The organism is Arthrobacter jiangjiafuii, assembly GCF_018622995.1.
GTDB classification, from domain to species: Bacteria; Actinomycetota; Actinomycetes; order Actinomycetales; family Micrococcaceae; genus Arthrobacter_B; species Arthrobacter_B jiangjiafuii.
The window spans coordinates 45,346-70,841 of record NZ_CP076022.1; the positions used below are offsets into that span (position 1 = coordinate 45,346).

General features: G+C 68.6%; 22 protein-coding genes. 14 read left to right on the forward strand and 8 right to left on the reverse strand.

What is annotated here, in order from left to right; all coding sequences use genetic code 11:
* Positions 1 to 140 precede the first annotated feature (140 nt).
* The 4 genes from soxR (at position 141) to KKR91_RS00255 (ending at position 2,183) form a co-directional block, all read left to right on the forward strand.
* On the forward strand, positions 141 to 623 hold the full coding sequence (gene soxR, locus KKR91_RS00240) for a redox-sensitive transcriptional activator SoxR (protein ID WP_210227066.1): 483 nt from the start codon (positions 141 to 143) through the stop codon (positions 621 to 623).
* Positions 624 to 703: 80 nt separating this feature from the next.
* Positions 704 to 1,192, forward strand: a complete 489-nt coding sequence (locus KKR91_RS00245; protein WP_210227065.1) for a flavin reductase family protein — start codon at positions 704 to 706, stop codon at positions 1,190 to 1,192.
* 77 nt (positions 1,193 to 1,269) lie between these two features.
* The gene (locus tag KKR91_RS00250) at positions 1,270 to 1,488 is read left to right on the forward strand and encodes a PLDc N-terminal domain-containing protein (RefSeq protein WP_237687432.1); all 219 of its coding nucleotides are present in this window, start codon (positions 1,270 to 1,272) and stop codon (positions 1,486 to 1,488) included.
* Between the two features lie 2 nt (positions 1,489 to 1,490).
* A complete protein-coding gene (locus KKR91_RS00255) occupies positions 1,491 to 2,183 on the forward strand; it encodes a pentapeptide repeat-containing protein (RefSeq protein WP_210227064.1) in 693 nt (230 codons plus the stop codon).
* 3 nt (positions 2,184 to 2,186) lie between these two features.
* On the opposite strand, the gene KKR91_RS00260 is transcribed toward KKR91_RS00255, so the two are convergent.
* Complete coding sequence (locus KKR91_RS00260) at positions 2,187 to 3,665, reverse strand: SDR family oxidoreductase (protein ID WP_210227062.1); 1,479 nt, start codon at positions 3,663 to 3,665, stop codon at positions 2,187 to 2,189.
* A 122-nt stretch (positions 3,666 to 3,787) separates the two neighbouring features.
* On the opposite strand from KKR91_RS00260, the gene KKR91_RS00265 reads away from it, so the two are divergent.
* From KKR91_RS00265 to KKR91_RS00275, 3 genes are read left to right on the forward strand one after another with little or no spacing between them, the layout of a single operon-like run.
* Positions 3,788 to 6,361, forward strand: a complete 2,574-nt coding sequence (locus KKR91_RS00265) for an ATP-dependent DNA ligase (RefSeq protein ID WP_210227061.1) — start codon at positions 3,788 to 3,790, stop codon at positions 6,359 to 6,361.
* Positions 6,362 to 6,386: 25 nt separating this feature from the next.
* On the forward strand, positions 6,387 to 8,846 hold the full coding sequence (locus tag KKR91_RS00270; protein WP_210227060.1) for a phosphoketolase family protein: 2,460 nt from the start codon (positions 6,387 to 6,389) through the stop codon (positions 8,844 to 8,846).
* A 42-nt stretch (positions 8,847 to 8,888) separates the two neighbouring features.
* Positions 8,889 to 9,356, forward strand: a complete 468-nt coding sequence (locus tag KKR91_RS00275) for an SRPBCC family protein (RefSeq protein ID WP_210227059.1) — start codon at positions 8,889 to 8,891, stop codon at positions 9,354 to 9,356.
* 113 nt (positions 9,357 to 9,469) lie between these two features.
* Here KKR91_RS00275 and KKR91_RS00280 read toward each other — a convergent pair whose 3' ends face one another.
* The gene (locus KKR91_RS00280) at positions 9,470 to 10,468 is read right to left on the reverse strand and encodes an SDR family NAD(P)-dependent oxidoreductase (RefSeq protein ID WP_237687433.1); all 999 of its coding nucleotides are present in this window, start codon (positions 10,466 to 10,468) and stop codon (positions 9,470 to 9,472) included.
* 184 nt (positions 10,469 to 10,652) lie between these two features.
* Here KKR91_RS00280 and KKR91_RS00285 point away from each other — a divergent pair, with 184 nt between their 5' ends.
* Positions 10,653 to 11,648, forward strand: a complete 996-nt coding sequence (locus KKR91_RS00285) for a LacI family DNA-binding transcriptional regulator (protein WP_210227057.1) — start codon at positions 10,653 to 10,655, stop codon at positions 11,646 to 11,648.
* Positions 11,649 to 11,670: 22 nt separating this feature from the next.
* Here the strand turns inward: KKR91_RS00285 and KKR91_RS00290 are convergent, their stop codons facing one another.
* The gene (locus tag KKR91_RS00290; RefSeq protein ID WP_210227055.1) at positions 11,671 to 12,717 is read right to left on the reverse strand and encodes a winged helix DNA-binding domain-containing protein; all 1,047 of its coding nucleotides are present in this window, start codon (positions 12,715 to 12,717) and stop codon (positions 11,671 to 11,673) included.
* 42 nt (positions 12,718 to 12,759) lie between these two features.
* Complete coding sequence (locus KKR91_RS00295; protein WP_210227054.1) at positions 12,760 to 13,866, reverse strand: GTP pyrophosphokinase; 1,107 nt, start codon at positions 13,864 to 13,866, stop codon at positions 12,760 to 12,762.
* A gap of 120 nt (positions 13,867 to 13,986) precedes the next feature.
* On the opposite strand from KKR91_RS00295, the gene KKR91_RS00300 reads away from it, so the two are divergent.
* The 4 genes from KKR91_RS00300 to KKR91_RS00315 all read left to right on the forward strand — a co-directional run bounded on the left by KKR91_RS00300 (position 13,987) and on the right by KKR91_RS00315 (position 17,231).
* Positions 13,987 to 14,757 (forward strand): alpha/beta hydrolase family protein, encoded by a 771-nt coding sequence (locus tag KKR91_RS00300; RefSeq protein WP_210227053.1) that lies wholly within the window; start codon positions 13,987 to 13,989, stop codon positions 14,755 to 14,757.
* A 34-nt stretch (positions 14,758 to 14,791) separates the two neighbouring features.
* Positions 14,792 to 15,706 carry a carbohydrate kinase family protein gene (locus tag KKR91_RS00305; RefSeq protein ID WP_210227052.1) on the forward strand — a complete coding sequence of 305 codons (915 nt, stop codon included), beginning with the start codon at positions 14,792 to 14,794 and terminating at the stop codon, positions 15,704 to 15,706.
* Between the two features lie 83 nt (positions 15,707 to 15,789).
* Positions 15,790 to 16,326 carry a YbhB/YbcL family Raf kinase inhibitor-like protein gene (locus KKR91_RS00310; protein WP_210227051.1) on the forward strand — a complete coding sequence of 179 codons (537 nt, stop codon included), beginning with the start codon at positions 15,790 to 15,792 and terminating at the stop codon, positions 16,324 to 16,326.
* A gap of 104 nt (positions 16,327 to 16,430) precedes the next feature.
* Positions 16,431 to 17,231: an HAD hydrolase family protein gene (locus KKR91_RS00315; protein ID WP_210227049.1), complete on the forward strand. Its 801-nt coding sequence runs from the start codon at positions 16,431 to 16,433 to the stop codon at positions 17,229 to 17,231.
* A gap of 6 nt (positions 17,232 to 17,237) precedes the next feature.
* Here the strand turns inward: KKR91_RS00315 and KKR91_RS00320 are convergent, their stop codons facing one another.
* Genes KKR91_RS00320 through KKR91_RS00330 form a run of 3 tightly spaced genes read right to left on the reverse strand, consistent with a single transcriptional unit; the run spans position 17,238 to position 21,948 of the window.
* Positions 17,238 to 18,077 (reverse strand): phosphatase PAP2 family protein, encoded by an 840-nt coding sequence (locus tag KKR91_RS00320; protein ID WP_210227047.1) that lies wholly within the window; start codon positions 18,075 to 18,077, stop codon positions 17,238 to 17,240.
* The gene (locus KKR91_RS00325) at positions 18,074 to 19,375 is read right to left on the reverse strand and encodes an alpha/beta hydrolase (protein WP_210227045.1); all 1,302 of its coding nucleotides are present in this window, start codon (positions 19,373 to 19,375) and stop codon (positions 18,074 to 18,076) included. Before KKR91_RS00325 ends, KKR91_RS00320 begins: the two co-directional genes overlap by 4 nt.
* Positions 19,372 to 21,948, reverse strand: coding sequence for a bifunctional lysylphosphatidylglycerol flippase/synthetase MprF (locus KKR91_RS00330; protein WP_210227043.1), 2,577 nt, complete (start codon positions 21,946 to 21,948; stop codon positions 19,372 to 19,374). The genes KKR91_RS00325 and KKR91_RS00330 overlap by 4 nt, the downstream gene beginning before the upstream one ends.
* Positions 21,949 to 22,079: 131 nt before the next feature.
* Between KKR91_RS00330 and KKR91_RS00335 the strand changes: the two genes are divergently transcribed.
* Positions 22,080 to 22,853 (forward strand): glycerophosphodiester phosphodiesterase family protein, encoded by a 774-nt coding sequence (locus KKR91_RS00335; RefSeq protein WP_237687434.1) that lies wholly within the window; start codon positions 22,080 to 22,082, stop codon positions 22,851 to 22,853.
* A gap of 61 nt (positions 22,854 to 22,914) precedes the next feature.
* On the forward strand, positions 22,915 to 24,024 hold the full coding sequence (locus KKR91_RS00340; RefSeq protein WP_210227042.1) for a glycerate kinase: 1,110 nt from the start codon (positions 22,915 to 22,917) through the stop codon (positions 24,022 to 24,024).
* Positions 24,025 to 24,044: 20 nt separating this feature from the next.
* Here the strand turns inward: KKR91_RS00340 and KKR91_RS00345 are convergent, their stop codons facing one another.
* Positions 24,045 to 25,358: a uracil-xanthine permease family protein gene (locus tag KKR91_RS00345; RefSeq protein ID WP_210227040.1), complete on the reverse strand. Its 1,314-nt coding sequence runs from the start codon at positions 25,356 to 25,358 to the stop codon at positions 24,045 to 24,047.
* Positions 25,359 to 25,496 lie beyond the last annotated feature (138 nt).

Here is a 25,496-nt window from a genome sequence, read left to right on the forward strand (position 1 = left end):
GGGCGTCCGAACATTGTTCAGGGCGCCCACTCTGGCATGACGATGGCAGGTGCGGCTACAGCCGTGCCGCGAGAGCCCGGACGACACCCGGGCGCGCGCGCCGTCCGCCGAACGCCGATAATGGAAGGGACGGAGGGAACATGGGCACGACTGTGGGCAGTGACGGATTAACAGACGCGGGTGGCTCCGCCCGGTCCGAACTGACGGTGGGCCAGGTGGCGGAGCGCAGCGGCGTGGCCGTTTCCGCCCTGCATTTCTACGAGCGGCAGGGCCTGATTTCCAGCTGGCGCACAGCGGGGAACCAGCGACGCTTTGACCGCTCCGTGCTCCGGCGGGTGGCGGTGATCCGGGCTGCCCAGCGGGCGGGTATCCCGCTGGCCACCATTGCCCGCGCCCTGGAAGAACTGCCGACGGATGCCGTGCCCGATCACAATGACTGGCAGCGCCTCTCACTGGCCTGGCGGCAGGAACTGGACGCCCGGATCCATTCGCTGGAGGCCCTGCGGGACCGCCTCGGCGGCTGCATCGGCTGCGGCTGCCTCTCGCTTGCGGAATGCCGGTTTGTTAACCCCGACGACGAATCGGCCGGACGGGGAACCGGAGCGCCAGTCCTGGACTACTGAGGACGCGGCCGGGCGGGGCAGGGGCTGCAGGCAGGCACCGATTTGACCTCAACCATTGTTGAGGTTCTAGCGTAGAACCTATGCTCACAGACCATTTCAAGGACGCTTTCCGTGCCCATCCGGCGGGAGTTGCCGTCATTACTGCAGCGGGTGAATCCGGTCCGGCCGGAATCACAGCATCGTCTGTGTCGTCAGTTTCGGCTGAGCCGGCCATCCTGGTCTTCTCGCTGGCTTCGGCCACCGGCTCGGCCGGCGTTATTGCGTCCGCCGAGACCATCGTGGTGCACCTGCTGGGCGCCCGCAACGCCGGGCTCGCCGACCTCTTTGCGCGTCCGGGATCGGCCCGTTTCACCTCGACCCTGGCCTGGGAGACCCTGCCTAACGGCGAGCCGCTGCTCATGGATGTTCCCCGGGCGTTGCGGGCCCGGGTCCTGGACCGGGCCGCCGTCGGCTCCTCGGTCCTGGTGACCGCCGAGGTGCTGGACGTACTGACCCCGGGCGGGCCCGATGAGCCGCTGGTCTACCACAACCGGACGTACCACCGGCTGGGGGATCACTCCACTCTCTAGAGGGGAAATCCCCAAATGTGAGCGGATGCGGCAGAATCAGAGCAGACGTTTGTCACACCAACAGAATCGAGAGCACCGTGGCCAAGAAGAAGTCCATCAAGGACCTTACCGCCCAGCAGAAGAAGATGGTGGGCGTAGGCGCAACCGTCCAGGTGCTCCTCGCCGGCCTCGCCCTGGCCGACATCTGGCGCCGTCCCGCCGCTGAAGTCCGCGGCCCCCGCGCCCTGTGGTCCGCGGCCTGCGCGGTCAACTTTGTCGGACCGCTGTCCTACTTCATCTTCGGCCGGCGCAAGTAGGGGTGGCAGCGGCAGCCAGGCGGCCGGCCGGAGCGACACGGGCGGCAAAAGGAAAGACCAAGCCGCCGGTGCTGGACCCGGTACGGCTGCACGGCCTGGCTGACGCAGCCGCACCGCACGCCCCTGATACCTTTGACGGCCTGCGTTTCGACGGTGAGTCCTTCGACGGCACCGACCTGCAGGGCAGCACCTTCTCCGAATGCGAATTCAGCTCGGCATCCATGATGGACACCGGCCTGCGGGGAGCCAGGTTCCTGGACTGCCGGTTCACGGGTCTGTACGCCCCGGTGTTCCGCGCTCCGCGCAGCACCTTCCGGGACGTGGTCCTGGAAGGCAGCAGGCTGGGATCGGCCGAGCTGTACGACGGCGCCTGGGATTCCGTCCACGTCGACGGCGGGAAGCTGGACTTCGTGAACCTGCGCAGCTCCCGGCTCACCAATGTCCTGTTCAGCGGCTGCCTGATCGACGAGCTGGACCTGGACGGCGTGCACGCCACCCGGGTCGCCTTCCGCGACTGCCGGATCGGAAGCCTGAACCTCTCCGGCGCAGTGCTGCAGGACGTGGACCTGCGCAGCACCGAGTTCCGCTCCATCACACACCTGCCGGGCCTGAACGGCGCCACCGTGGATGAGGACCAGCTGATGATGCTGGCCCCGCTGCTCGCCGCGAACCTGGGCCTGCGGATCGAAGGCTGACTTTCAGCCTTCCTCGGCCAGCCGGGCGGCATTCTTGATGATGTTCTTGGCCATGGACGGGAAAATCAGGCCGTGGAACGGGGCGATCAGCCACCAGTACAGCTTGCCGCCCAATCCCTTCGGGAAGTAGATGGCGCGCTGCCGGTACAGGCTGCCGCCGCCGTCGGGATCCACCCGCAGCTCCAGCCAGGCCTTCCCGGGAACCCGCATCTCCGCCCGCAGCCGCAGCAGCCGCCCGCGTTCCAGCAGCTCCACCCGCCACCAGTCCACCACGTCACCGGTGAACAGGGTGGTGGGGTGGCGCCGGCCGCGGGTCAGTCCGGCACCGCCCACCGTCTTGTCCAGCACACCGCGGATGGCCCAGGCCATGGGCAGCGAATACCAGCCGTTCTTGCCGCCGATCCCCTCAATCACTTTCCAGACATGCTCCGGCGCCACCGTCGAGCGGCGCTGGCGGGAATCCACGTACACGGTCTGGCCGGCCCAGTCCGGGTCGCTGGGCAAAGGCGAAGACGCCTCGTCCGCCGCCGGGGACGCCCCCGCCCAGGTGGTTTCCACCTCGCCGCGCCTTTCCTTGCCCAGCGCCCGCTTGACCGCCTCGTGGTAGCCGGTGGGACCGCCGTCGGGCCCTGGCAGGTACCGGTCAATGTCGCGTTCCTTGGACACCGCGTCGTGCTGCAGGGATTCCACCAGCGGCAGGGACATGGACCGCGGGATAGGCGTCACCAGGGCCACCCACATGCCCGCCAGCCGGGGCGCGGGCAGGGGCAGTGCGTAGATCCGGCGCTGCGGCAGCCCGGCCTCCTCGGCGTAGCCGTTCATGATCTCGGCGTAGGTCAGGACCTCCCGGGAACCGATGTCGAAGGTGCGGTTGGTGTCCGGAGGGAGGTCGACGGCGCGGACAAGGTAGTGCAGCACGTCGCGGATGGCGATGGGCTCGATCCTCCGGCGGACCCAGCTAGGCGCCGGCATCACGGGCAGGGTTTCGGTCAGGTGCCGGATCATTTCAAACGAGGCCGACCCGGAGCCGATCACCACGCCGGCCTGGTAGACGACGGCGGGGACCTTGCCTTCGAGCAGGATCCGCCCCACCTCGGTCCTCGAACGCATATGCGGAGACAGCTCACCCTCGGGATGCAGCCCACCGAGATAGACGATCCGCTGCACGCCGGACTCCGCTGCGGCATCCGCCACCAGATGCGCGATCTGCTGTTCCTGGTCCGCAAACCCCTTGCCCGAGGCCATGGAATGCACCAGGAAGTAGAGCGTGTCCATGCCCCGCATGGCCTCACCCACTGAGTCCTTGTCCGTGAGGTCGCCCTGGACGATTTCGACGTCGTCGTGCCACGGAACGTCGTGCAGTTTCTCCGGGGAGCGCACCAGAACCCGCACCTTGTGGCCGTCCTCGAGCAGCAGCGGAACCAGCCGCCCACCGATGTAGCCGGTGGCACCCGTTACCAAAACACGCTGCGCTTCAGTCATTTTTCCAAGCTACACAGTTCTTCCGGCGCTGCGCAGGGCCGGCGGAACGCCCTTGGCGTAATCTGCTCAGCAGGCTGACCAATAGTGGAAATTGCCTGCTGATCCCGGTAAGACTAGGGACCATGGCGAGCAGCGGAGCGGGTCTGAAACAGCAGGAGACCGTGAATGTGGACGGTCACCGGCTGCGGCTGACCAATCTGGACAAGGTGCTCTATCCGGAAACCGGAACCACCAAGGCCGATGTCCTGTCCTACTACGCCGCCGTGGCCGGGGCACTGCTGCCGCATTCCCGGGACCGTCCCGCCACCCGCAAACGCTGGGTCCACGGGGTCGGCACACCGGAGGAGCCCGGACAGGTGTTTTTCCAGAAGAACATCGACACCTCGGCGCCCACCTGGGTGAAGCGGTTCGAAATCGAGCACAAGACCTCCACCAACATTTATCCCCTGGTCAATGACCTCGCGACCCTGACCTGGCTGGCGCAGAGCGCGGCCCTGGAAATCCATGTGCCGCAGTGGCGCTTCGGTCCGCGCGGCAAGATCAACAACCCGGACCGGCTGGTGCTTGACCTGGATCCGGGCGAGGGCGTGGACCTGGCCCAATGCGCCGAAGTGGCCCGGCTGGCCCGCGACATCCTCGCCGACATGGGCCTGGACGCCCGTCCCGTCACTTCCGGCTCCAAGGGCATCCACCTCTACGCCGCGCTGGACGGGCAGCAGACCTCCAGCGACGTCAGCGCCGTGGCACACGAACTGGCCCGCGCGCTCGAGGCGGACCACCCGGACCTGATTGTCTCCGACATGAAAAAGTCGCTGCGCAAGGGCAAGGTCCTGCTGGACTGGAGCCAGAACAACGCCAACAAGACCACCATCTGCCCGTACTCGCTGCGCGGCCGGTTCACTCCCACCGTCGCCGCGCCGCGGACCTGGGAAGAGCTGGAAGATCCACACCTGGCGCAGCTGGACTACGAACAGGTGATGCAGCGGCTCGCCGATCACGGCGATCCGCTGGCCGGCATGGACGCCGGAGAACTCGACGGCGATGCCCTGGAAGACGGAGCCGGGCAGGCTGCCGCGGCGGACCCCGGAACCCCGGACCGGCTCAGCAAATACCGCAGCATGCGCGACGCCGGCAAGACTCCGGAACCGGTCCCCGAAGAGCGGGCCGAACCCTCCGACGGCAACAGCTTTGTGATCCAGGAGCACCACGCACGCCGGCTGCACTGGGACTTCCGGTTGGAGCACGACGGCGTCCTCGTCTCCTGGGCGCTGCCCAAGGGACCGCCGGATTCCCCGAACCAGAACCATCTGGCGGTGCAGACCGAGGACCACCCGCTGGATTACGGCAGCTTCGAGGGCACCATCCCCAAGGGTGAATACGGGGCCGGCGAGGTGCGGATCTGGGACCACGGCACCTACGAGCCGGAAAAATGGCGGGATGGCAAAGAGGTCATCGCGGTGCTCCATGGCCAGTCCGACGGCGGTTTGGCCTCCGAAGGCGGCGCCGACCGGCGGTTCGCGCTGATCCACACCGGAGGGCGCGGCGGGGCGAACAACTGGCTGATCCACCTGATGAAGCACCAGCCTGCACCGTCCGCCGAACCGGCACCGTCACCGCAGGAGGCAGTCTCTGCGGCCTCAGCGGCGCCGGCGCCCTCAGCCAAGACGCTGCCGGACACCACCGACGTATCCTCCGCCGTCGCGGCCGACGCCACAGAGAACGGCATGCCGCAGGTGGAACCCATGCTCGCCACGCTCGGTACCCGCGCCGACGTCAACAACGACGAGGAGTGGGCCTTCGAGATGAAGTGGGACGGAGTCCGGGCCGTCGTGGACGTGACCCCCGAAGGCGTCCGGCTCATCAGCCGCAACGGCAACGACATGACCGCCGCCTACCCGGAACTGCAGGAACTGCGCAGCCACTTAAACGGGGAGCGGGCCATCCTGGACGGCGAGATCGTGGCGGTCAACAAGGCAGGCCGCCCCGACTTCGGCTTGCTGCAGCCACGGATGCACCTGACCAAACGGCGCGAGATCGAAGCCGCTGCCGCCCGCACCCCGGTCCACCTGATGCTCTTCGACCTGCTCTGGCTGGACGGAAACTCGCTGATGGACCTGCCCTACACCCAGCGGCGGGAAATCCTGGAGCAGGCGGTGGAGCCGGCAGGCGACGACGGACATGTCCAGGTGCCGCCGGCACTGGAGCTGTCCATGGACGACGCCGTGGAAGCCAGCAAGGAGCTGGGGCTCGAGGGCGTGATGGCCAAGCGCCGGAACGGCACCTATTCCCCCGGCCGGAGGAGCAAAAGCTGGATCAAGCTCAAGAACTCCTTCACACAGGAAGTGGTGGTGGTGGGCTGGCGTCCCGGCAAGGGCAACCGTGCCTCCAAGATCGGGTCCCTGCTGGTGGCAGTGCCGGACGGCCACGACCTGACCTACATCGGCCGCGTGGGATCGGGACTGAGCGAGAAGGACCTGGCCCTGGTGGGCGGAAAGCTCAAGAAACTGGCCCGGAAGACCGCTCCGCTGGACGATGTTCCCGCCGCCGATGCCTCCGATGCCCAATGGGTGCGTCCGGTACTGGTGGGGGAGGTGACGTACTCCGAACGCACCGGCACCGGAAAGCTGCGCCACCCCGCCTGGCGCGGCCTGCGGCCGGACAAAAAACCTTCCGACGTCGTCGTCGAAACCCCCTGAACCGTTACCGCCCAGGAGGCACCGCATGAGTTCTGCCCCAGTTGCACCGGAACAGCCGCTTACCGACGCCCTGCAGGAGGTGGACACCTGGTGGCGCGCCGCCAACTACCTTTCCGCCGGGCAGATCTACCTGCGGGACAATCCGCTGCTGCGCCGGCCGCTGGAGAAGACGGATGTGAAGGCCCGGCTGCTGGGGCACTGGGGCACCACACCCGGGCTGAACTTCATCTACGCCCATCTGAACCGGCTGATCAGGGAGCAGGGGCGCGAGGTCCTGTTCATCACCGGACCCGGACACGGCGGCCCGGCCAATGTGGCCAACGCCTGGCTGGAGGGAACGTATTCGGAGATCTACAGCCATGTCGGCCGCGACGAGGACGGGCTGCGGACCCTGTTCAAGCAGTTTTCCTATCCCGGCGGGGTGCCCAGCCATGCGGCGCCGGAAACCCCCGGCTCCATCCACGAGGGCGGCGAGCTGGGCTATTCGCTGGCGCACGCCTACGGCGCGGTCTTCGACAACCCGGACCTGATCGCCGCCACGGTGATCGGCGACGGCGAGGCGGAAACCGGACCGCTGGCCGCCAGCTGGCACTCCAACAGCTTCCTGGACCCGGCCGTGGACGGCGCCGTGCTGCCGATCCTGCACCTGAACGGTTACAAGATCGCCAATCCCACGATCCTGGCCCGGATGCCCGAGGAACAACTGGTGAAGCTGATGGAGGGCTACGGGTACCACCCGTATCTGGTCACCGTGGAGGACCCGGCATCCACGGCGCAGGCACATGCCGATTTCGCCGCCGCACTGGAGGCCTGCCTCGCGGAAATCGACGCCATCCAGGCGCCCTACCGCTCCGGGCAGCGCACCGCCGTTCCCGCCGACGCCCCCGACGCCGACGAGCGCAATATCCACGCCCCGCGCTGGCCGATGATCATCCTCCGCTCACCCAAGGGCTGGACCGGGCCGGCTGTGGTGGACGGCAAGCAGGTGGAGGGCACCTGGCGGGCGCACCAGGTGCCGCTGTCCGAAATCCACGACAACCCCGAACATCTGGCCCAGCTGGAAGAGTGGCTTCAGTCGTACCGGCCCCAGGAACTGTTCGACGACGCCGGCCGGCTCCGGCCCGAGATCGCCGCGCTCGCCCCGGCCGGAGACCTGCGGATGAGCGCCACCCCGTACGCCAACGGCGGCCGGCTGCTGCAGGACCTGGCCCTGCCGCCCTACGCCGAACACGCCGTCGAGGTGGACAAACCGGGGGAGCAAAGGATTTCCCCGATGATCACCGCCGGCGGCTACCTGCGCGACGTGATCTCGGCGAACCCGTCCAACTTCCGGATCTTCGGCCCGGACGAGACCGCCTCGAACCGGCTGCAGGCCGTCTACGAGGTGACGGACAAGGCCTGGCAGCAGCGCATCGACGAGATCGACGAGCACCTGGCCCGCAGCGGCAGGGTCGCCGAAGTCCTGTCCGAGCACCTCTGCGAAGGCTGGCTGGAGGGCTACCTGCTCACCGGCCGGCACGGGGTCTTCAACTGCTACGAAGCCTTTGTCCACATTGTCGATTCCATGTTCAACCAGCACGCCAAATGGCTGAAGGTCAGCCGCGGCCTGTCCTGGCGGCAGCCGGTCGCGTCGCTGAACTACCTGCTCTCCAGCCATGTCTGGCAGCAGGACCACAACGGGTTCTCGCACCAGGATCCGGGCTTCATCGACCACGTGGTCAACAAGAAGGCCGACGTGATCCGGGTGTACCTGCCGCCGGACGTGAACACCATGCTGGCGGTGACCGAACATATCCTGGGCACCCGGGACCGGGTGAACGTGGTGGTCTCCGGAAAACAGCCCACCCCCGCCTGGCTGAATCCAGAAGAGGCGCTGCTGCACGTGGAACGCGGCATCGGCATCTGGGACTTCGCCGGCAGCGAAACCTCCGGGCCCGGCGAAAAGTCCGATCCCGACGTCGTTCTGGGCTGTGCCGGCGACGTCCCCACCCTGGAGGCCGTAGCCGCGGCGGCACTGCTGAAGGAGCAGCTGCCGGAGCTGAAAATCCGGGTTGTAAACGTGGTGGACCTGATGCGGCTGCAGGACGCCGCAGAGCACCCGCACGGGCTTTCCGACAGGGATTTCGATACCCTGTTCACCAAGGACAAGCCGGTCATTTTCGCTTACCACGGCTATCCCTGGCTGATTCACCGGCTGACCTACCGGCGGACCAACCACGGCAATCTGCATGTGCGCGGCTACAAGGAAGAGGGCACCACCACCACGCCCTTCGACATGGCCATGCTGAACCAGATCGACCGTTTCCAGTTGGCCATCGACGTGCTGGACCGGGTAGCGTCGCTGGGATCAACGCAGGCCGGTTTCCGGCAGTGGCTGCAGGATGAACGGGCACGCTGCCGGCAGTACACCCGGGACGAAGGGCAGGACCCGCCGTACATCACCGGCTGGGAACTGCAGGAGGCCCAGGAACAGACCGCGGACTGAGCCGCGCGGACACGTACGATCCATCTATCGAAGGAGAGTTCATTGACCACTGAACAGAGCAATGTTGTTGTCTCACGGATCATCGATGCTTCGGCAGCCGACATCTTCAACCTGCTGTCCAACCCCGAACGCCACCACGAGCTGGACGGTTCCGGCATGGTGGTCTCGGACGAGAAGACCGACCGCATCACGGCTTCGGGCCAGGTCTTCACCATGAACATGCACAACGCCAAGATGGGCGACTACCAGACTGACAACCACGTCACCGGGTACGACCACAACAAGCTCCTGGCCTGGCAGACGGCTGTCGCGGGCACCGAGCCGGCGGGCTGGCAGTGGGTGTGGGAACTGGAGCCCATGGGCCCGGACTCCACCGAGGTCACGCTCACCTACGACTGGTCCAACGTCACCGACAAGGATGTATTGAAGAAGGTCTCCTTCCCGATGGTGTCAAAGGAAGACCTTGAAGAGTCGCTGAACAAGCTGGCCGCCGGAGTCTCCGGGGCCTAGCTCTTTCCTTCACCCTTCGCAGCGGATGCGGCGAAGACAACGACGGCGGCCGGTTCCCTTCCTCGGAAAGGGAACCGGCCGCCGTCGTTATGCGGTGATGGAAGCTGCGGGAATTAGACCGCGGACCAGCCGCCGTCGGAGGGCAGGATGGCGCCGTTGATGTTCACGCCGTCGTCGCTGAGCAGGAACGTGATGGACGCTGCCAGCTCCTCGGCGGAGGCCAGGCCCGGAATGTTGACGCGGGCGGCGCCGAGGCGGGCCTCGCCGTATTCATTGGTCTTGCCGCCCATGGGGATGCCGGTGGCCACGCCGCCCGGAGCAACGGCGTTCACGCGGATGCCTTCCTTGGCGTACATGAACGCGGTGCTGCGGGTAATGCCGACCACTGCGTGCTTGGACGCGGTGTAGGCGACGCCGGACGCGGAGCCGCGCAGGCCGGCCTCCGAGGTGATGTTCACGATCGAACCCTTGTGGGCCTCGAGCATGGTCGGCAGCACGGCGCGGGTCAGGCGGACCAGGCCATCCACGTTGACAGCGAAGACCTTCTGCCACATCGTGTCGGCGACCTCGTGCAGCGGGCTGAAGTCATCATTGATGCCGGCCACGTTGGCCAGGCCGTCGATGCGCTCTCCGGCGGCGGCGATGATGCGGTCCACGGCACCGAGGTCGGTCAGGTCTGCGGCAACCGGAACGACGGCGTCGCCGATTTCGGCGGCGAGCTCCTTGACCCGGTCCTCGGCGATGTCCACGGCGATCACGCGGCCGCCTTCGCGGGCGATCCGGCCGGCGGTGGCGCGGCCGATGCCGGAGCCGGCACCGGTGACAATGATGGTGCGGCCCGCGAAGCGGCCTTCGACGGTTGGCAGGACGGTTTCTGCGGGTTCCGGCATGACGCCGCCGTTGGCGGCCTTCACGAGTTCATCCACGGCGGCCTGGGGGAACTTGCCCTGGCTCAGGTCCACCAGCTGCTGCAGCTTCAGGGTCAGTGCCGGGCCGAGCGTGGACTCGTCGCTGCCGGCCTGCGCGAGCATGCCGCGGATTGCCGGTCCGCCTTCGGGGTGGTCAAGCCACTGCTGGACGGTGTTCTGGGCGGTGATGGGCTGGTTGGCCACGAGCCGGTCCTTTCAGTCGAGTGATGGCCGCAGCTGCGGCCACCGGGTCTGACGGGCAGCTTCCGCGAGGTTACACGTGTAAGTTGCCTGTATCGTCAGAATACCGGAGAAACCGGAAAGCCATAAGTACCGGGATTTGCCGCGGATTTTGCCCGCGCAGCCCGGCGGGAGGAAAGGTGCGGCGGTGAACCGCAGGGTCACATCAAGCGATGTCGCGCAGGCAGCGGGAGTGTCCCGGGCGACCGTCAGCTACGTGCTGAACGGGTCAGGACAGAGCATCTCCGCGGCCACCCGGGACCGGGTCCTGGCCGCGGCCCGCAGCCTGGGCTACACGCCGTCCACTGCTGCCCGCACGCTGCGCCGCGGACGCAGCGACCTGGTGCTGATGCTGCTGCCGCCTGAACCGCTGGGCCGCGCCCTGGCCATGATCATCGACGCCGCCTCGGAGGAGTTGGAGCGCAACGGCCTGCGCCTGTTGGCACACCGGCTGCCCGGCAGCGGCGGAGCCGTGACCCTGGTGCATTCATTGGCCCCCGCCGCGCTGATCGTCACCACCCCGCTGGACGAGGAAGACATGGCTGCCCTGCGGGCCGCGGGACTTCCCGTGGCGTCGCTGCACGAAACCCTCGCCGACCCGCTCAGCCCGGACCTGGGCATCGGGGCGCTGCAGGTTGCGCACCTGGCCGAAGCGGGACACCAGCGGATCGGCGTGGCAGTGCCGCCCGAATCCGGCTACGGCTGGCGGGTGCAGATCCGGCTGGCGGCCATCGAAGCCGCCTGCGCCGCGCACCGGCTTCCGCCGCCGGCGATCGAACGGCTGGCGCTGGACGCGGGCGAGGCAGCCGCCGCCGTCGGCCGCTGGCTGGCCGGGCCCACCCCGGTCACCGCAGCGTGCGCGTTCGACGACGATCACGCCTTTGCGCTGCTGGCAGGACTGGCCGCGCACGGTAAAAAGGCCCCGGAGGACCTTGCCGTCATTGGTGCCGAGGACGTGCCACTGGCCTCGCTGGCGGTGCCGCCGCTGACCACGGTGCGGGTTGACGCCCGGCTGCTGGGGGAGAGCTTCGCCCGGATGGTGCTCACTGGACTGCCGGGCGACGGCGCCGCCGAGGGCGACGGCGGGAAGCGCGGGGAGGTTGGCCTTCCCCCGGTCAGCCTGGTCCGGCGGGTTTCCGCCTAGGAGTGGCCCTGCGCTGCGGGGATCAGCGGTGCGGCCACGCCGCCAGTACCTGTTCGATCTCTCGGCGCGTGGCAGCCGGCACCGGTTCCACCAGGTTCAGGACCGGTTCCACCCCGGCCCGGGAGCTGCGCGGCCACCGCCAGGTGCCCACGGCGATGCCGTCCACCAGCACCGCCGGCCGGAACATCCCGTTGCCCGGCACCAGCGCCGCGAGCATTTCCGGGCCAGCCACGAGCGAGCGGTCGGCATAGCCCAGGATCCATTCGTCGAAGCCGGGCACCAGCACCACTCCGGATTCCCCGGGTATCCGGGGTTCGCCCACGATCCACGCCGGCCGGCCCTGAACCTGCACCTCGACCAGATCCGGCGCGGCAGCTGCCGCACGACGCACCGTCGTCTTAGGCAGCTTCATCCACCAGGCCAGATCCGCCTCCGTGACAGGTCCGCGGGCCAGCACGAACCCCCGGACCAGCTCCGCCAGCGCGGCGTCGGGATCCCGGGGTGCGGGAACCGTGGAGAGGGCGAGGAACTGGGTGCCGCCGGCAGGCTCAAAGGCTCCCCAGTGAACCAGGCCCTGAACCGACAGATGCATCAGCAGGTGGTAGCCGCGGCCTTCAGCGGTCTTGATCCCGGCGGCCTCCCAGAGGGCCAGGGCCTGGGCCCGGTCCAGGGGGCGGTCGGCCAGGGCTTCGCACAACGCCTCGCCGCTGCGGGCGATCACCTGCTCATCGAGCCCCAGTTCCTCACGGCGCCGGGCAGCCATGCGGCGGATCCGGTCACCGGTGAAATGCAGCAGCGTCGCCAGGTTCTCCGGGGTGGTGGCGAACAGGGTGCCGCGCATGGGCCAGCCGCGGACCAGTTCCCCCCGGTCAAAGGCGTCGCGGACCTCCTGCACGCCGGTTCCGGGCCGGGACCGGATGGCAATGGCCTGCAGCACGGCGGGCAGGTCCTGGCCCTGGAGCGCGACGGCGCGGCGCACGACGTCGGCCGGGTCCAGGTCCGAGCCGCCGAGCAGCTGGGAGTACCAGCGCATCCGGCGCGCGTCCTGCCTCGAAAGTTCGATCGCCACGTGGCAAAGCTAAACGACCCGGCAGTGCCGGGCAAGGCCGGTCTACTGGGCTTCGCGCGCCCGGAAGAGCTGCATCTGCCGGTACCGGCGGCCCAGGGATTCCCGGCGCGGCTTTACCGGTGCGTCCTCGGGCTCGGCGGTCAGGTCAATGTGCTCCTTGCCGAAGCGCCACAGCAGCAGGTCATCGAGCAGCCGGTCCGGGCCGGGGGAGTAGCGGTGGTCCAAGGCCTGCCGGACCTCGGTGATGGCGTCGGCCTGCAGCAGCCCGGCCAGGTCCATGGTGGTTTTCATCCCGTGGGCAGCCAGCAGTTCCGCGGCCCAGCCCCAGTCATCCCCGGTCTTGCGGTTTACGTGCGGCAGCAGGGTCATCCAGATGTCGCGGATCCGGTTCGGGGTCAGCGGGGCACTGCCCTCACCCTCCTCGTCCCAGAAGCCGGTGACCGTCTCGTAGCGCTCATGCAGTTCGGCGAAGGCTGTTTCCACGGTTTCCAGCATGGCTGCCGTGGCGGTGAACTGGCGGTCGAAGTACGGGCTCCAGGCCCGCGGATCCCCGGCCTTGAACCGGATGTCATGCTCAATCTCGGACCAGGCGTGGGCCAGCACGGTGCGGATCTGGACCTCAAACAGGTAACTGCCATTGGGCCGCTGCTCCGGATCCAGCAGTTTGTGGTACTCCCGCACGGTGTCGTTCTGGATGGTGCGCAGGATCAGGTGCCGGCTTGAGTAGCCGTAGGTTCCGGACTCAATGGAGCCAATGTCCTTCTCGCGGTCACCGCGGCAGTCGAACTCGGCGCGCTGGCGCTTGATCAGGTTCGCTGCCTCGTCCACCTCGTGCGGCAGGGTGACGATGACGCGCAGGCCTACCAGGTCGATGAGGTTGCGCAGGGGGTCCGGGAACAGCAGCGTGGGGAGCTCATCGGGATCCTCGGACGGCAGGGTCCGGGCGGCCTTGTCCCGGAAGGATTCCACGGTCTTGGTGCGCGACGCCACGAACAACGGGCGCACCGGGCTGTCCGTGAAGGTATCGCGGAGGCTCTCCTCCATTTCGCGGGTGAGTTTTTCCAAGGCTGGACGAACCCGGGCATACTCGTCCGTGCTCGCCTGGACCACCGGACGCAGCCGGTCATCAAGGCTGTCCCACGCGCCCATAGGAAATCTCCATTCACTTGCTCACCGGATGTGTCGCCCCACGTCAGGCCCTGCTCCGGGTAAGGGCCGCCCGACGTTAGGCTCAGTAACCACATTAGGCCAGAGACGAGGAGGGCGCAGATGCCGCAGGATCCGATCCGGGTTCCGTACGCCGCCGGCCCCGAGCAGTATGCCGAGCTCACCTTGCCCGACCCCGATCAGCGTGGAGCTGCAGCCGTTCCCGGAGTAGTGGTGATCATCCACGGCGGCTACTGGCGCTCGCACTACAGTGCGGAGCTGGGCCGCCCGCTGGCCCGCGACCTGGCGGGCCGCGGCTTCACCTGCTGGAACCTGGAGTACCGGCGGGCGGGCAACGGCGGCGGCTGGCCGGAAACCTTCCAGGACATCAGCGCCGGCATCGACGCGCTCCGCCCTGCCGCGGAAAGCCACGGACTGGACCTCACCCGGGTCACCGCCCTGGGCCACTCCGCCGGCGGGCAGCTGGCGGTCTGGGCCGCCGGCCGGCGCGATGCGGCCGTGCCGCTCACCGCCGTCGTCAGCCAGGCCGGCGTGCTGAACCTGGCCCAGGCGCTGGCACTGGAGCTCAGCAGCGGGGCGGTGCGCAATTTCCTGGGCTCCTCGCCCGAACAGGATCCCGGGCGGTACCGCGCCGCGGACCCAATGCAGCGGCTGCCGCTGCCGGTGCCCGTTACCGCCCTGCACGGGGACAGCGACGCCGACGTGCCGTTGAGCCAGTCCACCTCCTTTGTGCAGGCGGCGAAGGACAGCGGATCGCCAGCGGAACTGCGGCTGGTTCCAGGCGACCATTTTGCCCTGGCCACCCCCGGCACGCCGGCCTGGGACGCCGTCGTCGAAGTGCTCACGGAGGCGGCCCGCATCCCCGCCTTTTAAGGAAACGCGGAGCCTGCTCTGTTAGGTTGAGGCTGTGCTTACAGTCATCGGCGAAGCCCTCGTGGACGAGGTTCTCAGCGACACCGCTCCCAAGCGCTTCCATCCCGGCGGCAGCCCGCTGAATGTTGCCGTAGGGGTGGCCCGGCTCGGCCGCCCGGTGCAGTTTGCGGGCCGCTACGGCAGCGACGAATACGGTCTGCTGATCGAGGCGCATCTGAGGGCCAACTCGGTGTTGACCCCGCTGCCGCCGGACGAACTGCCCACCAGCGTCGCCACCGCCGTGCTGGATCCGGTTGGCGGAGCCCATTACACCTTTGACCTGGAATGGCAGCTGCCCACTCTCGCCGCGGTCCTGCCGCAACTGCTGGACGGCACCACCGTGCTGCACACCGGATCCATCGCCGCCATGCTGAGGCCCGGCGCCGACTCCGTGCTGCACGCGGTGGAACGCGCCCGGCCCACGGCCACCATCAGCTATGACCCGAACTGCCGGCCTTCCATCATCACCGATGTGGCCTACGCCCGGGAGCAGGCGGAAAAATTCGTGGCGCTGGCCGATGTCGTGAAAGCGTCCGATGAGGACCTCGCCTGGTTGTATCCGCAGGAGGACCCGCGGGATGCCGCGCGCCGCTGGCTGGGCCTGGGACCCGCGCTGGTTGCCGTGACCAGCGGATCCAAGGGCGCCTGGGCCGTCACCGCCGCCGGGGAAGCCGCTGCCTCGGTGCCCCCGGTCACCGTGGTGGACACAGTGGGTGCCGGGGATTCCTTCATGGCGGCACTGTTGGTCTCACTGATGGACCGGGAGCTCGACGGCGGTGCCCGCCGGAGCGAGCTGGCGCGGGTCAACACCGGCGACCTGGAAGCCCTGCTCGGCTACGCGGTCCGGGCCGCTGCCGTCACGGTCTCGCGCGCCGGAGCGAATCCGCCCACCCGCAGCGAACTGCCCTGACCTGTTGATCCGCCCGTCCAACCGTCCGACCCCGGGCTGCCCGTAATCCGGGCAGCCCGATACCCCTACAAGGAGTGACGCCAATGCCTTCCCCCGATCCCTATGATGCTCTGCCGGCGGTCCCGGCCTTCACTGTGACCAGTGACGATTTCACGAACATGCAGCCGTTCTCCCCGGCCCAGTACAGCGGAAAAATGGGCGTTCCCGGCGGCAGGGACGAGTCTCCGCAGCTGAGCTGGACCGGGGCGCCGCAGGGGACCAAAAGCTATGCCGTCACCGTGTTCGATCCCGATGCCCCCACCGGCAGCGGATTCTGGCACTGGGCAGCCTTCAACATCCCGGCCGGCACCACGTCGCTGCCCGGCAACGCTTCGGCCGCGGGGGAGCTGCCGCCGGGCACGGTGGAACTGCGGAACGACGCCGGATTCCCCGGCTTCGTGGGGGCCGCCCCGCCGGCCGGCCACGGCCCCCACCGCTACATGGTGGTGGTTCACGCCGTCGACGTCGCATCCCTGGACGTTCCCGCCGACGCCACCGCGGCTTCCCTGGGCTTCGCCCTGTTCACGCACACCCTGGCACGGGCCCGGATCACGGGCCTGGGGGAGGTCTCGGCGGCCTAGCAGTACCGGAGATGCGGCAGCCGGCCGCCGCCGGCCGATAAACTGGAACTCCGCGCACCAGCGCGGATCAGTTACCCCCTTTGAGGAAGTGGACGAGGTGCCCTGTGCGTCTGGTGGCAAGTGACCTGGACGGGACCATTGTCGGTCCGGACAACAGGATCAGCGACCGGACCGTCCGAGCCTTCCGGAACTGCGTGCGCGCCGGAATCGACGTCGTCTTCGTCACGGGCAGGCCGCCGCGCTGGCTGGGTCCGTTGAGCGATTCCCTGGGCCACGAAGGGACGGTCATCTGCTCCAACGGCGCCATCACCTACGATCTGGGTGCCGGCCGGGTTCTGAAGGCCCACGCCCTGTCGCTGCCGGATCTGTTCGCTGCGGCGGCCATCATCCGCGGGCTGTACCCGGCGGTGAGGTTCGCTGCCGAAACGGTGGATGGTTTCCATCTGGGCCCGGGATTCCTGGATCCCGGGGTGGAACTGCCCGGCGCCGTGGTGCCCGCACCCCTGGAATCCAGCCTTACCGAGTCGGACACAGTGGTGAAGTTCCTGGCCCGGGTGGACGGCACCTCCCCGGATGAGTTCCTCCGTACGGTCGGTCCGGCCGTGGCCCATCTGGTCTCGGCCACGCATTCCGCGCCCAGGGTCGCGATGCTGGAGATGTCGCTGCACGGACTGAACAAATCGGTCACGCTGGCGGATTACGCAGCCTCCCGCGACATCGATCCGGCAGACGTGGTGGCCTTCGGGGACATGCCCAACGACGTCCAGATGCTGCAGTGGGCCGGTTGCGGCTACGCCATGGCGTCCGGGCACCCCGCTGCCCGCGCTGCCGCTGACCGGGTGGCCCCGGCGTTCGCCGACGACGGCGTGGCGCAGGTCCTCGAGGACCTCCTGCGCCGGCTCTAAACCCCGTCAGGGCCCCGCGTCCGGCTCGGCTCCACCTTTGGACGGCTGCCGGCCCGCGTGCGGTTCCGCCGCCCGGGCCGAGTGCAGCAGCCGGTGCGCGGTGATGACCACCGCCAGCCAGGCCAGGCCCAACGTCCAGGCCACCAGCACATCCGTGAGCCAGTGGTGGCCCAGATAGACGCGGCTCAGCCCGACGGCGCCGGCAAAGACCGCGGCGAGGGCAACCGTGAGGATCCTGGCCCGGGTGCTGCGCAGGTGCAACACCACCAGATAGGCCACCAGCCCCGCGATCACCACTGAGTTGAGGGTATGCCCGCTCGGGAACGACGGAGAATGCTCAAACGGCGGCACCGCATCCGCCAGGGACGGCCGGGCACGTCCGACCAGGTCCTTTCCTGCCACCGTCATCAGCAGCGACCCGGCCGCTGCGGAAACCACCAGCAGCACCGGGGTCCAGGACCGCCATCTCACTGTCATGACCGCAGTGGCGGCCAGGGCCAGGACCGGCATGCCGACCGTGCCGGCCAGGTTGGTGAACGCGGTCACCGCGCCGTCCAACGCGGGGGAGCGCAGCGCCTGGGCCGCCTCCAGGACCGGGTGGTCCAGGCGGGCGACGCCGTCGGACTCACTGACGGCCTCATAGAGTTCTGCCGATCCCACGGTCAGCAGCAGGGCGGGGAGCAGTCCGGCCGCCAGAGTGATCAGCAGAGCGGCATGGGGCGAGGTCCACTGCACCAGCCGGTGAAACGCCGAAGCCAGCCAGCGGGGCAGGCCGGACAGCCCGGTGCCGGCCCCGGGCTGCCGCCCGGGGTCCCGCGGCGGAGACTGGAAACTGTCACGGGTCATGGAGCCAGTATGCCCAACCGGCGGCCCAGCCAGTCCAGGTTTTCCGCCAGTCCCGCCTTCCAGACCTGCCAGGAGTGGCCGCCGGGCACCGTTTGCAGGGAGACATCCATTCCGGCGGACCGGGCAGCATCGAAGACCTTCCGGCCCTGCGGCGCATAGACGGGATCATCGGCGCCCACCACGATTACGCCGGCGGAATCCGAAAAGGACCCGGCGGCCAGGATGTCCAGGGGATTCTGGCGGGCAAAAGCGGACGCGTCCCCGCCAAAATACCGCTCGATCAAGGCGTCCCGCCCCTGAGGGAGGGCCGGTTCTGCTTCCCCGGCCACGTCCACGAAGCTGGGATAGGCCTGCGGAAAGTTCACCGCCAACGTGAGCGCGCAGGTTCCGCCGTAGGAATAGCCGGCCACGGCCCACTGCCGGGCACCAGCGAGTCCCGAGGCCAGGTGCTGCCGCACCCACGCCGGCACATCAACGGCCAGATAGGTGGCAGAAGCACTGATGTCACTGTCCAGGCACAGCGGCCAATTCGCATTGCCGGCGTTGGAGGCATCGGGAATGACCACCACGGGAGCCAGACCCGAGTGTGCGGCGGCAAACTCATCCAGGACCTGGAGCAGCTCGCCGCCGATCAGCCAATCCGCCGGGCCGCCCGGCCTGCCGTGGATCAGGACCAGGACTGGCAGGTTGAGGGCGGGCGGATCGGCCAGATAGGCCGGCGGCAGATACACCAGCCCCGGGTCGGCGGCATAGCCGGAGAGCGTTCCGGGTATGTCCGCCGGGAACAGCCTGCCGGTGGCCGGCATGTCAGCCGGCGGCACCCAGTTGGCTTCGGTGGCCGCCGGGTGGCCGGCTGCCGTTTCCGGGGCCCGTTCCGGAAGCGGGGCGGATTCGGGCCGCGGCGGGTCCAGCAGGGATCCCAGCGTAGGGTACTGCGCGTAGGCGCTATTGGCCGCGCTGGCCACGGCGACAAGGGACAGGACGGCGGCTGTGACCGCCAGCGCACGTGTCCCTGCCGCCGGGGCGGCCCGGATGCGTACTGCGGCCAGCAGCACCGCCAATATTCCTGCGGCGGCATATATATAGAGGCTGCGCGGCAGGGACGCGTCCCACCAGTACAAGACCCCTTCGGCCAGCACATACAGCAGGAAGGTCAGCACGACGGCGGCCGCGGCGGCCACCGGCAGCACCACCAGCAGATGGCGCCGTCCGCCCCAGGCCAGCCACAGCAGGGACAGCCCGCCCAGGATCAGCACCAGGACCGGAAGCGCCCCGGAGATGAGTGGAACGTTGTTCACCGGGCGCCGTCGACAATACGCCGCAGCAGGGCCAGGCGCTGGGACAGGGACATGCCGGGCAGGTAGGCCCGGGCCACTGCGTTGCCGATGGCCGGCAGCGAGGCAGGGTCGAGATACGTCATGTAGAGGGGAACGTACTGTGGTTGGAACTTCGCCTTGAAGGCCAGCAGCGAGCGGAAGCCGTAGACCGGTTCCAGGGTCTTTCCCAGCAGGTCCAGCACCGAGTCCAGCAGGGTGGAATCACCCGCAGCGGAATCGGGATCCGCGCCGGGCTGCGCCGCGGATGCCGAGGCGCGGGCAAGCGGCGCTCCGGACAGGCTCAGGAGCTCGAACCCCTCCTCCTGCAACAGGACGGCGGCGGAGGCGATCAGGAAATCCATCCCCGGGCGGAACCCGGAACTGCGCCGGCGCATGAAATCCAGCGTCCACCCCACCACCGCTCCGTCCCGGTAGATGGGCAGCCAGGACGTGACGGCGTGAACCGTTCCGTCCCGGTCCACGGCGATCAGGCAGCGGACCTCGGGGTCATCCATTTCCTCCAGGCCGCCCAGGGTAAATCCCATCTCCGGCATCTTCTTGTCCGCCACCCACTCCTCCGAGATGGCATGGAGCTGATCGAGCAATGCCAGCGGCGCCGTCGCATAACTGATCCATTTGGCTTCGATGCCGGCCTTGCGGGCGTGGTTCAGTGCGGTCCGGACGTCCTGGAACTTCTTGCCCTTGAATTCCAGGTGGCCCAGGGGAAGGACGGTCTCCTCGGCAACCTGCAGATGCTCGAATCCCAGGTTCGCGCTGATCCGTTCCACTTCCCGGTCCACCGAGTAGAAACACGCAGTGAGCCCGTTTGCGGTACAGAACTCGTTGAAGCCTTCCACCGTGCGCCGCAGTTCGGCTGCCGGTCCCACCGGCGGCCCCACTGTCAGGGCAACACCAAGATCCGATCGGAACGCCACATAGGAATTCCCGCTGGGCGAAAACCAGTACGCGTTCCCGGGCCACAGGGTCATCCACGCCATGGTCCCGCCGCCATATGCCCGGAGCACCCCGCGCGCCCGGTCCAGGTCTTTGGAATGCGGGGTGTGCGCCGGTGTCAGGAAAGAGCGCAGCAGCGCCACGCAGACGAAAACCCAGAACACCACGCCTATTCCCTCGTAGAGCAGGTCCGCCGGCAGGGTGCTCGGCAAAAGGCCGGGGGTAGCGGTGCTGAGTTCAAGTTCCAGGAGAGGCAGGAACCGGTCCGGGAGGGAAGCCAGCAGGGTGCCGGCGGTGGCCGGGGGAGTGAAGGCACCTGGCACGGCCAGACCGCCCAGGACGTAGACGGCGCTGAGCAGCGCCGCCAGTCCCGCTGCCCAGGCTGCGATCCGGCGGTAGGTTCCCGGAGGGGCCGAGACGCCAAAGAGTCCGCGCGTTGCCAGGAGCAGCACGAGGACGGCCAGCGGCACCAGCATCGGCAGGATCAGGCCCAGGGCGCCCTGGGCCGCTCCTAGCTCATCCAGGCTGATCGGGCTGTCACCGGAAAGGTACCGCGCGGCCCGGACAGCGGCTAGAACAGTCATCAGGGCCTGCAGCATCAGCGCGCTGACCCAGGCGAAGTGCCGGCCGCGCCGCAGCCCGTCGGCGAACACCACCAGCAGCACCTGCGGCAGGGTGGCCAGGAAAAAGCCGGCCGGCCCCGCACGCAGCTGCAGCCGCGCCGCGCCGCAGTCCACGCTTTGTGCCGGATCGCTGCACAGCCCGGCGAACGTCTGTGGGTCGATGATTTCCACATTGGTATTCAGGTAGCGCAGCACCGCCAGCGGCCCCACTGCCTGGGAGGTCAGGGCCGAAATGACCGGCCCGACGGCGGAGGCGGCAACTGCCAGCGCCACCAGGACGCGCGCTTCACGGCGGCTGGTGATGATCCGGCCGGGCAGCGCCGGCCGGCGGCCGAACAGGAACGGGCCGCCGAAAGCCCCAACCGTTGCAGCGGCCAGCGCGGTGACACTGTGCAGTGAACCGCCATATAGGGCCAGCAGGACCAGCAGAGTGAAGAGCCCCAACCGCAGGCGGCGGCGCCACAGCGTGGACAAACGGGTGCTGGCAGCAGCGGCAACACCGCAGACCCAGGCCACCGGCCCTACAAACGACTCCGATTCCAACGCCCGGGACCATTCGCCCGGAAGGGAGTTGGCTGCTGCGGCAAAGCCGATGGCCAGCAGCGAGCCGAGCAGCTGGGTGCCTGCGGCCGCAGCGGCAAACCGGGACGAACCCATCAGCCGTTCACAGGGCAGCCCCACCAGCAGCACCAGCGCTGTGCCTGCCAGATAGCCGGCGGGCCCGGAGGCCCACAGTCCGGAAAGCAGCAGCGCCGGCCAATGCTGGGGCAGCGACTCCGTGGAGAGGACCACCCAGCCGGCCACCGGTTCCTCGGGTCCGGTGCCCAGCCCGCCGGAAACCGCACCGGCAATCCAGAAGGCAGCGATAAACGCAGCGCTCACCGGTGCGCTCCGGATCCCGCCCCGCAGCCAGTGCACCGGCCACCGCAGCTTCCGAACAAGTCCGGCGGTATTCGCCGCCAGCATCTGAGTAGCCAAGCCGGGCACCTCCGCCATGCCACCGTCTCCGGCCGGCGGGCCGCTGCCGGATCCTGCCAGTCTAGGACCGGTAGGCCCGGAATGAGGATGCCCTCGGCCCGCACCGCCGCCGCAATGGATAAAGTACGCAGGTGAGCTATCCCTACTTTTCCTGCCCGGTTCCGCTCGGCCTTGCCCACCGGGGGTTCTCCCGGGAGGGCCTCGAGAACACCATGACGGCCTTCCGTGCCGCCGCCGCCCTGGGCTTCGGATATCTGGAGACAGATGTCCGCACCACGCGTGACGGCGTGCTCCTGGCCTTCCACGACGCAGGACTGGACCGTGTCGCCGGAACCGGGGGGCCGCTGAACAAGTTGAGCCTGCGCGAGGTCCGGCAGGCGAGGGTGGGTGGCACCGAGGAGATTCCGACATTCGAGGAACTGCTGACGCAGCTGCCCCACGAGCGCCTGAATGTGGACATCAAGGACGCGGCCGGATCCGCCGAGCTGGCCCGGCTGGTGGAAAAACATGCCGCGCATGACCGTGTGCTGGTGACTTCGTTCTCGGACCGCCGCCGGCTGGCAGCGCTGCGCCGGCTGTCCCGGCCGGCAGCCAGCTCCGCCGGCTCCCTTTTCACGGCACTGACGGTACTGCTGGCACCGTTCGGGGCTGCCGGGCTGCTGGCAAGGCTCGGCCGTTACCAGTGCCTGCAGGTTCCCGAACGGCAGGGCCCCCTGCGGATCATCACCCCGGCGTTCCTGCGCCGCTGCCACCGGGCGGGACTCCAGATACACGTCTGGACCGTGAACGATCCGGCGGACATGGAACGGCTGCTGGACCTGGGCGTGGACGGCCTGGTCTCCGACCGGTCCGACCTGCTGGCAGGGATCCTGAGCAGCCGGGGTGCCTGGCCGCAGCGGCCCTGAACGCCGCGCTTCCGCCATTCCCCCACGGCTCGAATCCTGCCGGGGCTGGCAGTATGGACTCATGCGCGTACTCATAGCCCCGGACAAGTTCAAAGGTTCGCTTTCCGCTGCGGAAGCCGCAGCGGCCATGGCCGAAGGGGTGCTGGCCGTCTATCCGGAGGCGGACGTGACGCTGGTGCCGGTGGCCGACGGCGGCGAGGGCACCCTGGAAGCGGCCCTTGCGGCCGGAGCCCTGGAGCGCACTGCGACGGTCCGCGGACCGTTGGGCGGCAACGTCACCGCGCTGTGGGCCCTGGCCGGGGACACCGCCGTCATCGAGACCGCCCGCGCCTCGGGGCTGATGCTGGTGGATCCCTCAGTCCAAACCTCGCTGGCGGCGTCGAGCTACGGCAGCGGCGAGCTGATCAGGGAGGCGCTGGATGCCGGCGCCACGGAAATCGTGCTGGGTATCGGTGGATCCGCCATGACCGACGGCGGTTCCGGCGCGTTGGCCGCCCTCGGACTGCGGATCCTCGACGGAACCGGCACACCGGTGCCGCCGGGAGGAGCCGGGCTGTCGCTGGCCGCCGCGATCGACGCCTCCGGACTGGACCCCAGGCTCGCGGGGGTCCGGGTCCGGATCGCCGCCGACGTCACCAACCCGCTGACCGGTCCCGAAGGCGCCGCCCATGTCTTTGGCGGGCAGAAGGGCGCCGACGCGACGGCGCGGCTGCTGCTGGATGAAGCGCTGGTGCGGTGGGCGGGCCTGCTGCAGGCGGCCACCGGCGTCGACGTCGATATTGCCGGTGCCGGAGCCGCCGGCGGGTTCCCGGCCGCTTTCCTGGCCTTCACCGACGCCACCCTCGAGGGCGGCTTTGAGGTGATTTCCCGGCTGACCGGCCTGGCGGCAGCCCTGGAGAGTGCAGACCTGGTGCTGACCGGCGAGGGGTCCCTCGATGAGCAGTCCCGCTACGGGAAGGCGCCGCTGGCAGTGGCCGAGCGTGCCCGTGACGCCGGTATTCCCGTGGTGGCCGTGGCTGGCCGGATCACCCTTCCGCCGCATGTGCTGGCCGAATACGGCGTGGTGGCCGCGGTCAGCCTCCTCGATCTCGTGGCGGATCCGCAGGACGCCATGACCCACGCCCGCCGCTGGCTGACCCGGGCCACCGTGCAGGCACTGGAAGGCGCCTGAGCGGCAGCGGCCGCCGTGGCCTAGCCCAGCCGGCTGGGCACGGAGCCCCGGTCCTGCGCCGGATCGTCCGGATCGGTGCCGCGCCAGCGGGCGATGGCCTGCATGCCGTGGTACGCCAGCAGGGTGGCGCCGGTACCCAGTGCGATGCCGCCGAACTCCAGCCCGGCCACCACCCAGGTGAAGTTGGCGATGGCGATGATCAGGCCCAGGCCGGCGGTGGAGAGATTGATCGGGTTGGAGAAGTTCACCCGGTTGTCCACCCAGATGCGCACGCCCAGGATGCCGATCATGCCGTACAGGATCACGCCGGCACCGCCCAGCACGCCGCCGGGAATCGTGGCGATGATGGCGCCGAACTTCGGGAACAGGCTGAGCAGGATGGCCACGATGCCGGCCACCCAGTACGCGGCAGTGGAGTACACCCGGGAGGCGGCCATGACGCCGATGTTCTCCGCGTAGGTGGTGGTGGCGGAACCGCCGCCGGATCCGGCCAGCACGGTGGCCAGGCCGTCGGCCATCAGTGCGCGTCCGGCATAGGGGTCAAGGTCGCGCCCGGTCATCGCGGCAACGGACTTCACATGGCCGATGTTCTCCGCCACCAGTACCAGGACCACCGGCACAAAGAGGCCGATCACCGAGAAATGGAAGGTGGGGGACATGAACTCGGGCAGCCCGATCCAGGCGGCATCACCAATTGCCTGGAAATCGACCTCGCCCTGCAGCATGGCAACGATGTAACCGGCCAACACGCCCATCAGGATCGAAAGGCGGCCCAGGAAACCCTTGAAGAGGACGGTGCACAGCAGGATCACCACTACGGTGACGGTGGCCGTGAGCGGGCCCTTCTCAAAGTTGTCCCGCGCGGAACCGGCCAGGTTCAGTCCGATCAGGGCCACGATGGTGCCGGTGACCACCGGCGGCATCAGGATCTGGATCCACTTGGTTCCCGCCACATGCACGGCCAGGCCGATGAGGAACAACACCGCGCCGGCCATGATGATCCCGCCCAGCGCCCCACCGGGTCCGTGCTGGTTGGTGGCCGCCCCGATGGGGGCAATGAAGGCAAAGCTTGATCCCAGGTAACTGGGCACGCGGCCGGCGGTGATGATCAGGAACAGGATGGTTCCGATGCCGGAAAACAGCAGGGTGGTGGCCGGCGGGAAGCCGGTGAGGAGCGGAACCAGGAAGGTGGCGCCGAACATGGCGACGACGTGCTGGGAACCGATGCCGATGGTCCGGGGCCAGCTCAACCGCTCGTCGGGAGCTACATATTCGCCGGGTTTAATCGTCTTGCCGTCGCCGTGAATCGTCCAGGCCGTACCGAGCTTGCTCATGGGTGTGCCTTCCGGAAACAGGGGGTGGAGTCGTGGAGAATGTTACCGGTCAATTGTGTCCGGGGTGCTATGTTGCAGGCGGCAAATATTTTACCGGAAAAGCACTCGGCGGGTCTCCTCGGCGGCCCGCCGCGAATG

Bases quoted from the DNA above. Each gene is read 5' to 3' on its own strand.
- soxR (WP_210227066.1), top strand. From the start codon at position 141: ATGGGCACGACTGTGGGCAGTGACGGATTAACAGACGCGGGTGGCTCC.
- KKR91_RS00245 (WP_210227065.1), top strand. From the start codon at position 704: ATGCTCACAGACCATTTCAAGGACGCTTTCCGTGCCCATCCGGCGGGA.
- KKR91_RS00260 (WP_210227062.1), bottom strand. From the start codon at position 3,665: ATGACTGAAGCGCAGCGTGTTTTGGTAACGGGTGCCACCGGCTACATC.
- KKR91_RS00265 (WP_210227061.1), top strand. From the start codon at position 3,788: ATGGCGAGCAGCGGAGCGGGTCTGAAACAGCAGGAGACCGTGAATGTG.
- KKR91_RS00270 (WP_210227060.1), top strand. From the start codon at position 6,387: ATGAGTTCTGCCCCAGTTGCACCGGAACAGCCGCTTACCGACGCCCTG.
- KKR91_RS00295 (WP_210227054.1), bottom strand. From the start codon at position 13,866: ATGGGCGCGTGGGACAGCCTTGATGACCGGCTGCGTCCGGTGGTCCAG.
- KKR91_RS00300 (WP_210227053.1), top strand. From the start codon at position 13,987: ATGCCGCAGGATCCGATCCGGGTTCCGTACGCCGCCGGCCCCGAGCAG.
- KKR91_RS00310 (WP_210227051.1), top strand. From the start codon at position 15,790: ATGCCTTCCCCCGATCCCTATGATGCTCTGCCGGCGGTCCCGGCCTTC.
- KKR91_RS00320 (WP_210227047.1), bottom strand. From the start codon at position 18,077: ATGACCCGTGACAGTTTCCAGTCTCCGCCGCGGGACCCCGGGCGGCAG.
- KKR91_RS00340 (WP_210227042.1), top strand. From the start codon at position 22,915: ATGCGCGTACTCATAGCCCCGGACAAGTTCAAAGGTTCGCTTTCCGCT.
- KKR91_RS00345 (WP_210227040.1), bottom strand. From the start codon at position 25,358: ATGAGCAAGCTCGGTACGGCCTGGACGATTCACGGCGACGGCAAGACG.